This window comes from Pseudarthrobacter sp. MM222, assembly GCF_947090775.1.
Classification (GTDB): Bacteria; Actinomycetota; Actinomycetes; order Actinomycetales; family Micrococcaceae; genus Arthrobacter.
In genome coordinates this window covers 3,142,197-3,155,324 of the sequence record NZ_OX352321.1, presented here as the reverse complement: position 1 = coordinate 3,155,324, position 13,128 = coordinate 3,142,197, and the positions used below count along the sequence as shown (strand labels likewise).

Sequence of the window (13,128 nt, the reverse complement as noted above, 5' to 3'; positions counted from 1 at the left end):
GGGGCGGGTGCCGGCTTCCGGCGTTCGGGCTCCGGGCGTGACCCGCAATTCCTGTTACCGGTCGTCGGCCTGCAAGTGCATGTCCTTCAGCCGGGTGCCCAGAATGGCGCCCAGTTTCCGGTGGCCCTCCGTGCCCAGATGCACGCGGTCCTCCGCGTATTGCAGCAGGTCATACCTGCTCATCCAGTCGCCGACGCTGACAAAGGGAACGCCCTGCTTCGCCGCAACCGTGCCCAACAGTGTGTCCACCTCGGTGCGGCGGCCGCCGCCAAGGCCGGTGCCGAGGGCAAGCGTGCCGATCATGGCCAGGGTGGCGCCGGGGTAGCGTTGCCGGATCGCGGCGATGAGCATCTCGGCGTTGGCCGTAATCGCGCCGTCACTCGCTCCCTGGCTGGCATCGTTCCCGCCGCCCTGGATGACCACCAGCGCAGGTGACCCGTACGGGAGTCTCCAGTCGCCGCGGTTCAGCGCATCGATGTAGTTGCCGGTCTTGGCGTTCGCCGCCACGAACCCGGTGCCGCCCGCGCCGCAAAAATAGACGTGGTAGCCCAGTGCGGTGAGGGCCTGGCGGGGCCATCCGACGGCGGGGGCGGACTGGGAGTCGCCGATCAACAGCGCGGTGTGTCCTTGGTCTTCCAGTACGACTTCCTCCCGGCCGCTGGCGGGATTCCGGTAGATCGAACACGGCGGCATTGCGGCCGGATCGGGGCCCGGTGTAGGCGTGGTCAGCGTCGACGCCGCGCAGACGTCAGGGTTGAAGGGCTGGGGTGGGGTGGTCTGCCCGCAGCCGCCCACGAGTACGCTTGCGGCGATGATCGGTGCGAGGAAACGGAACAGGGCCGTTGCGTTCCGCATGAAGAATCTCCGGGCTGGCTTGCTGCTTTCTCAGCAATCATGGGGCATGGCGGCGCGAAAATCCAGTGAGATTGGTCATAGTCCGCGACTCAGTCCGGTGCATTCGCGCCTGTAGTGGCTGCCCCTGCAATCCGGCATTTTAGGCCAATAAATGACCTAGCGTTTAGACTTGTAGAAGGTGCCCTGTGCGAAAGGGGCGTATCTGTCGTGCGTTCCGGTTGGAAATGTCGCGATACCACAGCTGACTTCACCACTGAATCGAGCAATAACGCATGTCTGAAACCACCACCAACACCGCGGTAGCCACTGCATCGCGCAGTGATCTGCGCAACGTCGCGATCGTGGCCCACGTTGACCACGGCAAGACCACACTGGTCGACGCCATGCTCAAGCAGACCAACTCCTTTGCCGCCCACAACCACCTCGAAGACCGGGTCATGGACTCCGGCGACCTCGAGCGCGAAAAGGGCATCACCATCCTGGCCAAGAACACCACGGTGGCCTACAACGGTCCGTCCTCCAAGGGCGAGACCATCACGATCAACGTCATCGACACCCCCGGCCACGCCGACTTCGGCGGCGAGGTCGAGCGCGGCCTGTCCATGGTTGACGGCGTCGTCCTCCTCGTCGACGCATCTGAGGGCCCGCTGCCGCAGACCCGTTTCGTGCTGCGCAAGGCCCTCGCCGCGCACCTCCCGGTGATCCTCCTGGTCAACAAGACCGACCGTCCCGACGCGCGGATTGAAGAAGTTGTCCACGAGTCCATGGACCTGCTCCTGGGCCTCGCTTCGGACCTGGCCGACGAAGTTCCGGACCTGGACCTGGACAAGATCCTCAACGTTCCGGTTGTCTACGCCGCCGCAAAGGTTGGCCGCGCGTCCCTCGAGCAGCCGGCCGACGGCTCCGCTCCGGACAATGAGGACCTCGAGCCGCTGTTCCAGGCCATCATCGAGCACATTCCGGCACCGACGTACAACCCGGACGGCGTCCTTCAGGCCCACGTCACCAACCTCGACGCTTCGCCGTTCCTCGGCCGCCTCGCGCTGCTGCGTATCTACAACGGCACCCTGCGTAAGGGTCAGACCGTCGCCTGGGCCCGTGCCAACGGTGAAATGAAGAACGTCAAGATCACCGAGCTGCTGGCCACCAAGGCCTTGGACCGTGTCCCGGCCGAGTCCGCAGGCCCCGGTGAGATCGTCGCCGTCGCCGGCATCGAGGAAATCACCATCGGTGAGACCCTGACCGACGTCGACAACCCGCAGCCGCTGCCTCTGATCACGGTTGATGATCCGGCCATCTCCATGACCATCGGTATCAACACCTCGCCGCTGGCCGGCCGGGTCAAGGGCGCCAAGGTCACGGCCCGCCAGGTCAAGGACCGCCTGGACAAGGAACTGATCGGTAACGTCTCCATCAAGGTGCTCCCCACTGAACGCCCGGATGCCTGGGAAGTCCAGGGCCGTGGCGAGCTCGCGCTGGCCATCCTGGTTGAGCAGATGCGCCGCGAAGGCTTTGAGCTGACCGTCGGCAAGCCGCAGGTTGTCACCAAGACCGTCGACGGCAAGATCCACGAGCCGATGGAGCACATGACCATCGACGTGCCGGAAGAGTACCTCGGCGCCGTCACGCAGCTCATGGCCGCCCGCAAGGGACGCATGACCAACATGGCCAACCACGGCACCGGCTGGTGCCGCATGGAATTCATCGTTCCGGCCCGTGGCCTGATCGGTTTCCGCACCAAGTTCCTCACCGACACCCGCGGCGCCGGTATTGCGGCCTCCATCTCCGAGGGCTACGAGCCCTGGGCCGGCCCGATCGAGTACCGGACCAACGGCTCGATGATCGCGGACCGCGCCGGTGTTGTGACGCCGTTCGCCATGATCAACCTGCAGGAGCGCGGCTCCTTCTTCGTGCGCCCCACCTCCGAGGTTTACGAAGGCCAGATCGTCGGCGAGAACTCCCGCGCAGACGACATGGACGTCAACATCACCAAGGAAAAGAAGCTCACCAACATGCGTGCCGCTTCCTCCGACACCTTCGAGAACCTGACGCCGCCGCGCGACCTGACCCTCGAAGAGTCCCTCGAATTCGCCCGCGAAGACGAGTGTGTCGAGGTCACCCCGGAGTCCATCCGCATCCGGAAGCTCATCCTGGACGTCAACCAGCGCGCCAAGTCCAACCGGGCCCGCGCCAAGGCCTAGTCGCGGCTTCCTAGCCCCGGCAACGGATAACACGTGAATACGAGAGCTGCCGGTACGGCAGGCGGTCTGACCGCCGCCGTGCCGGCAGCTCTTTGTTGCCGTGGCAGGCACCGCCCTGCACCGGCAGGGTCTGGTGCTTGCCGGCGTAGACGTCCCCTGGGGTGCCGTTGCCGCGCTTGTGCTGCTCGGTTCGGCCCAGCTGTGGCTCGGGGCCGCTTTCCGTTCCGTCGTCCCGACGGCCGTCTGCGGCGTCCTTTGCTACGCCCTCACCGGCTGGTGGTCCACCGTGGAAAACGGCAAGCGACTGGTCATCGCGGACACCCCGGGCAACCTCTGGATATTCGGCACCGCGGCGGTCACTCTCGGCATGCTTGCCTGGTGCCGGAGGTACCGCCGCCCCGACCCGGCGTAGCGTCTCGCGCCTCGCGTCGGTGCTGCGGTCCCCGCGGGACATGCTCATTTTTCGCGGCGTCTCGGTGGGATATGCTCATTTTTCGCGGCGTCTCGGTGGGACATGCCCATTTTTCGCGGCCAGGCGTGGGCATAATGCCACTATGTCCAGTGCCCGCGCCGGCCACGGGACATGCTCTGTGCTGACGACCGGACGTGCCCGCTCCTGACCATGACACATGCTCATTTTTGTGCCATTCGGTGGGACTTGCTCATTCTTCGCGGCGTCTCGGTGGGACATGCTCATTTTTCGCGGCCACGGGTCGACAAAATGCCACTATGTCCATTGCCCACGCCGGCCACGGGACCTGCTCTGTGCCAACAACCGGACGTGCCGGCTTCTGACCAAGGGACATGCTCATTTTTGTGCCGTTCGGTGGGGCATGCGCTTGTGCACATAGCCGAATAGGCCACTTTGCCAAGCGGCGTCCGCGGCACCAACATGTCCACATGGTCAAGATCATCGAAGTGCTTTCTAACTACGACGGCGTTGCACGCGCCAAACACCTCGCTGCTGCCGGAGTCTCCGACTTCCAGCTCAAGGCTGCCTTGGCCAGCGGAGCCGTTTCCCGGGTAGCCCGGGGCGTTTACGCCGTCCCCGGCGCCGACGAGCAGCTCATCTCCATCCGCTCGTTGCCCGCCGAGCCGGCATGCGTCACAAAGGCGCAGCATCAAGGTCTGTGGGTGCTGGAACCGCCGCAACACCCGCATGTCGCGCTGACCCACAGCCGCAACTACCCCGGCTTCGTCTGCCACCGGTCCGCCGTGCCGCCCACGCTGCTGGACACTGTGGTCCAAAGCCTGCGCTGCCTGCCGGAACTCGACGGCCTCGTCATTGCGGAATCCGCCGTCGTCTTGAAGGGCGTGCCGATGTCGGCGCTGCGGCAACGGTTATCGGGCCGCAACGATGCGCGGGAACGGCAGATCGTCGCCGGCATCGTCCCGCAGTCCCAATCCGTCATCGAATGTATGGCAAGGTACCTGCTCCGCAAGGCCGGGTTCCACGTTGAGTCACAGGTCAACGTTCCCGGCTTGGGCCATCTGGATTTGATGGTGGACGGCAGGCTCGGCATCGAAACTGACGGGGCCGGATTCCATATGGACAGGGCGAGCTTCGAAGAAGACCGGAGGCGGTGGAACATGACAACCCGGCGCGGCATCCCGACCCTGGTCGTAAGCTATCCCTTGCTCCGCAACCGGCCCGATGAGTTCATCGAAATGGTCCGCGCCGCGCTGAACAAGCTTCCCTCCGCAGCCTAGGGCTAAACGCGCTCTCCAACTTTCCTGGGCTGGACACTTCCGCAGTATGCACGATTTGGACACTGGCGGCATGCCCGATGTTCACGACAAAGAATGGACATGTCCCGCGCTGCCGCCCTTCACCAATGAGCATGTCCCGTGGTCCCACCCACCAGTGGACATAGTGCCAATATGTCCATTGGTGCACGCCGGGGGAGGGCATGTCCGCTGGTCGCGCCAGGGTGGTGCACGCCGGGGGAGGGCATGTCCGCTGGTCGCGCCAGGGTGGTGCACGCCAGGGGAGGGCCTGCCCACTGGTCGCGCCAGGGGGGTCACGCCGGGGGAGGGCATGTCCACTGGTCGGGCCAGGACTGGTCAGCCCAGGGGAGGGCATGTCCACTGGTCAGGTCACACCTCCACAGGCCAGGGCACGTCAGGCCGCGCGAAGCCGCGCCAGAACGGGGCCTGGAGAATCAGGGCTGCCTTGGGCCGCGGCGTGGCGGTGCGGGCGGGACTTCCTTCGCGGCCACCACGAGGGCCAGCGGAATGTCCACGTCCAGGCGCCGGGTGCGGACGGTGCACACACCCTCGCCGAGTCCCACCAGCTCGCCCAGCGCGTCGGTCAGGCCGCCCTCGATCCGGTACCTGACAACGACGCGGGTGCCAAGCGGGGCACCGGAAAGGAATTGCTGCGGCGGGGGCATGGGCGAACTCACTACTTCATACTAGGACCAGTTCACGCACCCGCCCGGGCCTCTGTGACGCCCGGCTAGGTTCGCGGGAACCCGCTGGGAGATAATAGGCTCAGAAGTCAGCAGCCGGCGCTCAGGCCGGGAGCAACATCCGGCCGGTCGCCGGACCCAACGTGGAGAGGCCAGGGACGTGACGTACGTAATCGCGCAGCCGTGTGTAGATGTCAAGGACAAGGCATGTATTGAAGAATGCCCCGTCGATTGCATCTACGAAGGTGAGCGTTCGCTGTACATCCACCCGGACGAATGCGTGGACTGCGGTGCTTGCGAGCCGGTCTGCCCCGTGGAGGCTATCTACTACGAGGACGACACCCCGGAGGAGTGGGCCGACTACTACAAGGCCAACGTCGAGTTCTTCGACGACCTGGGTTCCCCGGGCGGGGCCGCCAAGATCGGCAACACCCACACGGACCACCCCATGATCGCCGCACTGCCGCTGCAGAACCAAGAGAGCTAGGGCGGCGCTTCGGTGACATCCGCGCTGCGCAGTTTCGGCCTCAGCCTGCCCGACTACCCGTGGGAGGCGATGGCACCGTACCACGCCAGGGCAGCCGAACACCCCGGGGGAGTTGCCAACCTCTCCATCGGAACCCCGGTTGATCCGACGCCGGAGGTCGTGCAGGAAGCCCTCCGGGCCGCGGCCAACGCGCCCGGCTACCCGACGGTCCACGGCACCCCGGCACTCCGGGAGGCCATCGCGGCCTGGTTCGAGCGGCGCCGCGGCGTGCCCGGCCTGGACCCGCAAAACGTCATGCCCACCGTGGGCTCCAAGGAACTCGTGGCCTGGTTGCCGTTCCTGCTGGGACTGAAACCGGGCGACGTCGTCGTCCGGCCCACGGTCGCGTACCCCACCTATGACATCGGGGCGACTTTCGCCGGTGCGGAGCACATCGCCGCGGACGACCTGGACGAACTCGACGCCGCGACCCGGGCCCGCGTGCGCCTGGTCTGGGTCAATTCCCCGGGCAACCCCACCGGCAGCGTGCGGGACACCGCATCTCTCCAGCGCATCGTGGCGCAGGCCCGCGATCTCGGGGCCGTGGTCGCATCCGACGAATGCTACGCCGAACTCGGCTGGGGTGAATGGGATATCCAGCGCGGCGGCTCCCCGGTGCCCAGCATCCTCGATCCCAAGGTTGCCGACGGTTCCCATGAAGGCCTGCTCGCGGTCTACTCCCTGAGCAAGCAGTCCAACCTCGCCGGATACCGTGCCGCGTTCGTGGCCGGCGACCCCGAAATCATGGCGAACCTGGTCAACAGCCGCAAACACGCCGGCATGATTGTGCCCTATCCGGTCCAGGAGGCCATGCGCGTGGCCCTCGGCGACGACGCCCACGTCCAGGCCCAGAAGGACCTGTACCGCGGCCGCCGTGACCGGATCGTGCCAGCCCTGCAGGGTTTCGGACTGGCGATCCAGGAATCCCGGGCCGGGCTCTACCTGTGGGCCACCGCGGGGGAGGACACCTGGCGCACGGTGAGCCGTCTCGCGGACCGGGGGATCGTCGTCGGCCCCGGCGTCTTCTACGGCGACGCCGGCAACGGGTTCATCCGGGTGGCGCTGACGGCTACGGATGAACGGATCGATGCCGCCGCCGCACGGCTGGCCACGGGACCGTAACAATGCTGTGACACGTGCCACAACTAACGCACTTTCGGCCGTTCCGGGACGCCCCGGATTAGTGCCGACCGCGAACTGAAGGTACTTTTTAACTGACTATCAATGGTGGCTTTCCACAAGAAGGCAGCGCGGCCGTTGGAATCCGTCTCCGAACGGGCTCCGTGGGCGGCTTCACCAGAAGTTGGACCAGCTTTCTACAGAGGCCCCGACGCCTCATGAGGAGACTCCATGACTGAGACCACCAGCGCAACCCTGCGCCACGCCGGAGGCGAGCTCGAACTCCCGCGCATCAAGGTTGTAGAAGGAAACGAAGGCTACGACGTTTCCAAGCTGCTGAAGCAGACCGGCGCCGTTGCCTTCGACCCCGGCTTCATGAACACCGCGGCCACGACGTCCGCCATCACGTACATCGACGGTGACGCGGGCATCCTGCGCTACCGCGGGTACCCGATCGAGCAGCTTGCCCAGCACTCCAGTTTCCTGGAGGTTTCCTACCTGCTGATCTACGGCAACCTGCCGACCCCCACGGAGCTGGAAGCGTTCGACCAGCGGATCCGCCACCACACCCTGCTGCACGAAGAGCTCAAGGGCTTCTTCAGCGGTTTCCCGCGGGACGCCCACCCGATGCCGGTGCTGTCCTCGGCCGTGTCGGCTCTGTCGACCTTCTACCAGGACTCGCTGGATCCGTTCAACGCCGAGCAGGTCGAGGTCTCGACCTACCGGCTGCTGGCCAAGATGCCGGTCATCGCCGCCTACGCCCTGAAGAAGAGCGTCGGCCAGCCCATGCTGTACCCGGACAACTCCCACAACCTCGTGGAGAACTTCCTGCGGCTGAGCTTCGGACTCCCGGCCGAGCAGTACGAGGTGGACCCGGTCGTCGCGAAGGCGCTGGACCTGCTGCTCATCCTGCACGCGGACCACGAGCAGAACTGCTCCACGTCCACGGTCCGGCTGGTGGGTTCCTCCAACGCCAACCTCTTCGCCTCCGTGTCCGCGGGCATCAACGCCCTCTTCGGTCCCGCCCACGGCGGCGCCAACGAGGCTGTGCTGAAGATGCTGCGCCAGATCCAGGCCGACGGCACCAAGCCCGAGGATTACATGGAGAAGGTCAAGAACAAGGAAGACGGCGTCCGCCTCATGGGCTTCGGACACCGCGTCTACAAGAACTACGATCCGCGCGCCAAGATCGTCAAGGCCACGGCGCACGAGATCCTCAGCAAGCTCGGCGGCAATGACGAACTGCTGGACATCGCCATGCGGCTGGAGGAGAAGGCACTGAATGATGACTACTTCATCCAGCGCAAGCTCTACCCCAACGTGGACTTCTACACCGGCCTGATCTACAAGGCCATGGGCTTCCCGGAGAAGATGTTCACCGTGCTGTTCGCGATCGGCCGCCTGCCGGGCTGGATCGCCCAGTGGCGCGAAATGATCAGCGACCCCAACACCAAGATCGGCCGCCCGCGGCAGCTTTACATCGGTGAGCCGGAGCGCAACTACCCCTCGGTGTAGTGCACTGATCCACAGCAGTACGACGCCGGCCGCGCACCTCAGTTGAGGAGCGCGGCCGGCGTCGTACTGCCCACGGTGGAAAGGTCAGGCGTTGTAGCCCTGGGGGTTGTTTTTCTGCCAGCGCCAGTGGTCCTCGCACATCTGGTCCACCGTCTTGGTGGTGGACCAGCCCAGGTCGGCCAGGGCGGAGGAGGCGTCGGCCCAGAAGGCGGGCAGGTCGCCGGCGCGGCGGGCGGCGATCTCGTAGGGGATTGGTTTGCCTGCGGCCTTCTCAAAGGAGCGCAGGACCTCCAGCACGGAGGAGCCGTGGCCGGAGCCGAGGTTCCAGCGGCGCACGCCGGGCCGGCCGGTGATGTGGTTCAGGGCCGCGACGTGGCCCTCGGCGAGGTCGACGACGTGGATGTAGTCGCGCTGGCAGGTCCCGTCCGGGGTGTCGTAGTCCCCGCCGAAGACCATCAGCTTCTCGCGGCGGCCGACGGCGACCTGGGCGATGAAGGGGACGAGGTTGTTGGGGATGCCCTGCGGGTCCTCGCCGATCCGGCCGGAGGGGTGCGCGCCGACCGGGTTGAAATAGCGCAGCAGGGCGATGTGCCAGCGCTCGTCCGCGGCGCCGAGGTCGGCGAGGATGTCCTCGATCTGTTCCTTGGTCCGGCCGTAGGGGTTGTTCGCGCCGATCTCCATCTTCTCCAGGTACGGGCTGGGGTTGTGCTCACCGTAGACGGTGGCGGAGGAGCTGAAGACGATCGAGCGGACGTCGTGCCGGTCCATTACGCGGAGGAGGTTCAGGGTTCCGGTGAGGTTGTTGTGGTAGTACCGCAGGGGTTCCCGGACGGACTCGCCGACCGCCTTGAGGCCGGCGAAGTGGATCACGGCGTCGATCGCGTGCTCGGCAAAGACGGCGTCGACGGCGGCCTCGTCCACCAGGTCCACGCGGTGGAACACGGCCGCCGTGCCGCTCAGCTCCGCGACCCGGCGCAGGGCTTCCTCGCTGGAGTTCACCAGGTTGTCAACGACCACTACCTCATGGCCGGCTTCCTGCAGGGACAGCACAGTGTGCGAACCGATGTAGCCGGTGCCGCCAGTAACCAGAATTCTCATGCGTTCTAGGCTATCCCACCACAAGCCCGCCCCGCGGAGGCAAGCCCGGTCGTGACGGTGCGCCCCGCCGCCGTGCGGGCACATCCGTGCTAAAAAAGACTAATGCCCAAATTTGTCGACGCCGCTTTGCGGCGCCAGGAAGTGGTCGAAGCGGTCTTCCGCATCATTGCAGCAGACGGACTCGAACGGGCGTCACTCCGGGAAGTCGCCGACGAGGCGGAACTCGCCGTCGGCTCGGTCCGGCACTACTTCAACAGCAGCGATGAACTGCTCGCCCACTCCTTCGGCGTTGTCGTGGACCGGGTGGTGGAACGTCTGACGGCAGCCGACGAACGGCTGGACAAGGTGCCGCCGGGCACCGCGGACCATCATGAAGCCGTGTTAACCCTGCTGGGCGAGCTCCTGCCGCTGGATGAGGAGCGGGCCGTCGACGCGTGCGTCTGGATGGCTTTCAAGAATGCCGCCAGGACGAGGCCGTTCCTGGCCGCGGAGGCCGACCGCAGCCACCGGGCCGTGGCCGCGATCATGGGCCGGCTCGTGATGGAGCTTTCTCCCGGTGCCGGCATCGGTGCCGAACAGCCCGACGCCTCCGCCCCGGACCAGCAGAGGCTCGTCACCGAAGCCGAGAGGCTGCTGGCGACCCTGGACGGGCTCACCATGCACGCGCTCCTGCAACCCGAATGGATGACGGCGCAGATGTGCAGGGACGTGCTGGAAGCCCATCTGGCGGGCCTCGTCGGCCCTTTGCGCCATTAACCTGCGTTAGCTTGAGGAATACACTGGGATAGTACGTCTTGCCAAGGGAGGCAATTGGATGCAGGACACCGGCGGACCTGGCTGGCGGATCACCATGGACACTTCGGGTCCTATGCTCATTGCCCTGTATATTCGTGACGCAGCCGGTCTCGACGGCATCGGGCACCCCGCCCTCTGCCACGTGGCACCAAAGATCCGCCCCTCGGACCACGCCCACCTCATTGCCGAAGTCGGCGGCTCCAGCGCCCTGCGGACCGAGTGGGAGGCGTGGTGGGAGCAGCTGCTCAAGGCGCACCCCGATATGTCCCCCGAACTGGGGCCGCCTGGGTTCCGTGCCTTCAGTAATTCCCCGGCCCTGCGGCGGGTGCTGCAGGCGCACTTCGGGGCCGCGTTGTCCTGGGCCAGGGAACGCCGCAGTGAGTATGTCGCGCTCGAGGCGCAGCGGGAAGCCGGCGGCAGCGTGCAGGTGCTGACCGACATGGTGGACGACCGGCTGCTGGAGGTCGGCCGCGCCGCAAATCCCTTCGACCTGACCATCATCGAGCTTCCGCTGGCCGAGCAGAGGGCGTGGTACCTGGAGCCGGACAAGATCTTCATGAGCCGCGACCTGCTGTCCGATCAGGACCTGTTTCGCAGCTACGTCCAGCCCGTCGTCGACCTGCTGGCCTGAGGTCGCCCCGGCACCAGCGGCCGGCTACTTCTGCGGAGCCTCCGCGACGGTGATCCCGACCTGCCCCGCGGGCGCGTCCGAGGCCTGCCATCCATCGTGGGCCGTCCGGGTCCAGCTCCGTCCGTCTGTACTGACCTCCGTGATGGAGAGCGCCTTGGCGTTGGAGACTGCCCAGTGCGCCACCGCCCAGGCCAGCGGTCCCTCGGCCTCGATCCGCAGGGAACGTCCCCCGGCGGAGGCCGGCACATCGCCGAAGGAGTCGGACAGGCGTTCCTGTACCGCGGCCGGGTCACCGGCGGCTGCGGGTGCACGCAACGTGCAGTCCAGGCCGCCGGCGGTCTGCCCGGTCAACGCGGACGCGAAGGCGCGGGCCATCACCTCGTGCTGGGCGTACGCTCCGGGAAACGCGGAGCGCTGCACCCGCTGCGCGGCGTCGGTAATCTCCAGCGACTGGTAGCCGGAGACTTTCACGAGGGCGTTGTAGAAGGCGTTGCTGGCGTACACGGGATCCATCACCTGCTCCGTGGTGCCCCACCCCTGCGAGGGGCGCTGCTGGAACAGCCCCCTGGAGTCCGGGCCGGCCTGGTCCCCGTGGCCGATGTTCCGCAGCTTGGATTCCTGCATGGCCGTGGCCAGCGCGATGCTGGCGGCCCGGGCCGGGAGCCCCCGGCGGACGGCGACGGCGGAGATCAGCGCGGCGTTCGCAGCCTGGTCGGTGGCCAGCTCGGCACTTCCCGATCCCACCGCCGTGCAGCGTTCACTGACCAAGGTTTCGGACCGCTGCAGGAACGCCACCGCCGTGTAGATCGCGCCGGCGACCATGGCAAGGGTCAGCAGCAGCACAACCCGACGCCGCCAACTGCCTCTGCGTGCCACGAAACTACTCCCTTGGACCCCTGCCGGGCCGGTCACTTCTTCTGCGGGCTCTTCGAACGCCTTGCGTCCTCCGGCTCTACCCTAGTTCGCGTGCAGGGCCTCGTTGAGGGCGACGGTCTGGCCCTTGCGGGGGAGGACCTCCACTTCGCCGGTGGAGGAGTTGCGGCGGAACAGCAGGTTGGGGACGCCTGAGAGTTCGACCGCCTTGACGATCCGGCTGGTATCCTCGCCGTCGGCGTCCTTGGACCCGACGAGCCGGACCCGGGTACCGGCAGTGACATACAGCCCGGCCTCGACGACGGAGTCGTCGCCGATGCTGATGCCCACGCCGGAGTTGGCGCCCAGCAGGACACGCTCGCCCAGGGAGATCTTTTCCTTGCCGCCGCCGGAGAGGGTTCCCATGATCGAGGCGCCGCCGCCGACGTCGGACCCGTCACCGGTGACCACACCGGCCGAGATGCGGCCTTCAACCATGGAGGTGCCCAGGGTTCCGGCGTTGAAGTTCACAAAACCCTCGTGCATGACCGTGGTCCCCTCGGCCAGGTGGGCACCGAGCCGGACCCGGTCCGCGTCGGCAATCCGGACGCCGGAGGGAATGACGTAGTCGACCATCCGCGGGAATTTGTCCACGCCGTACACCGTCACGGCACCGCGCTTGCGCAGGCGGGCACGGGTCAACTCGAAGTCCTCCACGGCGGCCGGGCCGAAGTTGGTCCACACCACGTTGGGGAGTTTGCCGAAGATGCCGTCAAGATTAATGCTGTTCGGCTGGACGAGCCGGTGGGAAAGCAGGTGAAGGCGCAAATAGGCGTCTGCCGTGTCCGCCGGAGCCGCGTCGAGGTGGATCTGCACGAAGACAAGCTGCTGCTCGGTGCCGCGGTCCGGATCGCTGCCGTTGGCCGCGATGTCGCTCAGGCTCTGGTCCGCGTTGGCGACGTCGCGGAGTCGCTCCGCCGCGACGCCAAGGGCCGGCGCCGGAAACCACACATCCAGCACGGTGGCTTCACCGTTGCGGGTGGAAACGGTGGCGACACCGTAGCCATAGGCGGAACGGACGTCGGCGGGCACAGCAGAAGAAGCGGTCTCAGTCATGTCCCAAGT

General features: G+C 66.5%; 13 protein-coding genes. 8 read left to right on the top strand and 5 right to left on the bottom strand.

All coding sequences use genetic code 11. The annotated features are described in order from the left end of the window. Positions 1–54: 54 nt before the first annotated feature. On the bottom strand, positions 55–855 hold the full coding sequence (locus OM977_RS14360; protein WP_264354598.1) for an SGNH/GDSL hydrolase family protein: 801 nt from the start codon (positions 853–855) through the stop codon (positions 55–57). Positions 856–1,127: 272 nt separating this feature from the next. On the opposite strand from OM977_RS14360, the gene typA reads away from it, so the two are divergent. The 3 genes from typA (at position 1,128) to OM977_RS14345 (ending at position 4,766) form a co-directional block, all read left to right on the top strand. Beyond that, complete coding sequence (typA, locus tag OM977_RS14355; protein WP_264354597.1) at positions 1,128–3,056, top strand: translational GTPase TypA; 1,929 nt, start codon at positions 1,128–1,130, stop codon at positions 3,054–3,056. Positions 3,057–3,156: 100 nt separating this feature from the next. Then, on the top strand, positions 3,157–3,468 hold the full coding sequence (locus OM977_RS14350; RefSeq protein ID WP_264354596.1) for a hypothetical protein: 312 nt from the start codon (positions 3,157–3,159) through the stop codon (positions 3,466–3,468). A 488-nt stretch (positions 3,469–3,956) separates the two neighbouring features. Next, the gene (locus OM977_RS14345; protein WP_264354595.1) at positions 3,957–4,766 is read left to right on the top strand and encodes a type IV toxin-antitoxin system AbiEi family antitoxin domain-containing protein; all 810 of its coding nucleotides are present in this window, start codon (positions 3,957–3,959) and stop codon (positions 4,764–4,766) included. A gap of 452 nt (positions 4,767–5,218) precedes the next feature. Here OM977_RS14345 and OM977_RS14340 read toward each other — a convergent pair whose 3' ends face one another. Beyond that, positions 5,219–5,461, bottom strand: a complete 243-nt coding sequence (locus OM977_RS14340) for a putative acetyltransferase (RefSeq protein WP_264354594.1) — start codon at positions 5,459–5,461, stop codon at positions 5,219–5,221. 166 nt (positions 5,462–5,627) lie between these two features. On the opposite strand from OM977_RS14340, the gene fdxA reads away from it, so the two are divergent. The 3 genes from fdxA to OM977_RS14325 all read left to right on the top strand — a co-directional run bounded on the left by fdxA (position 5,628) and on the right by OM977_RS14325 (position 8,627). Then, a complete protein-coding gene (gene fdxA / locus OM977_RS14335) occupies positions 5,628–5,954 on the top strand; it encodes a ferredoxin (protein ID WP_264354593.1) in 327 nt (108 codons plus the stop codon). A gap of 12 nt (positions 5,955–5,966) precedes the next feature. Continuing rightward, complete coding sequence (gene dapC, locus OM977_RS14330; protein ID WP_270103038.1) at positions 5,967–7,115, top strand: succinyldiaminopimelate transaminase; 1,149 nt, start codon at positions 5,967–5,969, stop codon at positions 7,113–7,115. Between the two features lie 228 nt (positions 7,116–7,343). Then, positions 7,344–8,627, top strand: coding sequence for a citrate synthase (locus tag OM977_RS14325; protein ID WP_264354592.1), 1,284 nt, complete (start codon positions 7,344–7,346; stop codon positions 8,625–8,627). A gap of 84 nt (positions 8,628–8,711) precedes the next feature. Here the strand turns inward: OM977_RS14325 and galE are convergent, their stop codons facing one another. Continuing rightward, the gene (gene galE / locus OM977_RS14320) at positions 8,712–9,725 is read right to left on the bottom strand and encodes a UDP-glucose 4-epimerase GalE (RefSeq protein ID WP_264354591.1); all 1,014 of its coding nucleotides are present in this window, start codon (positions 9,723–9,725) and stop codon (positions 8,712–8,714) included. Between the two features lie 102 nt (positions 9,726–9,827). Here galE and OM977_RS14315 point away from each other — a divergent pair, with 102 nt between their 5' ends. Together OM977_RS14315 and OM977_RS14310 are read left to right on the top strand one after the other, a co-directional pair. Next, positions 9,828–10,481, top strand: coding sequence for a TetR/AcrR family transcriptional regulator (locus OM977_RS14315; protein ID WP_264354590.1), 654 nt, complete (start codon positions 9,828–9,830; stop codon positions 10,479–10,481). A 58-nt stretch (positions 10,482–10,539) separates the two neighbouring features. Beyond that, a complete protein-coding gene (locus OM977_RS14310) occupies positions 10,540–11,151 on the top strand; it encodes a hypothetical protein (protein ID WP_264354589.1) in 612 nt (203 codons plus the stop codon). Positions 11,152–11,175: 24 nt separating this feature from the next. On the opposite strand, the gene OM977_RS14305 is transcribed toward OM977_RS14310, so the two are convergent. Next, on the bottom strand, positions 11,176–12,027 hold the full coding sequence (locus OM977_RS14305; RefSeq protein WP_442960656.1) for a hypothetical protein: 852 nt from the start codon (positions 12,025–12,027) through the stop codon (positions 11,176–11,178). Positions 12,028–12,108: 81 nt separating this feature from the next. After that, entirely contained in the window at positions 12,109–13,119 is a 1,011-nt protein-coding gene (gene dapD / locus OM977_RS14300) for a 2,3,4,5-tetrahydropyridine-2,6-dicarboxylate N-succinyltransferase (protein ID WP_264354588.1), read from the bottom strand. Between the last annotated feature and the right edge of the window lie 9 nt (positions 13,120–13,128).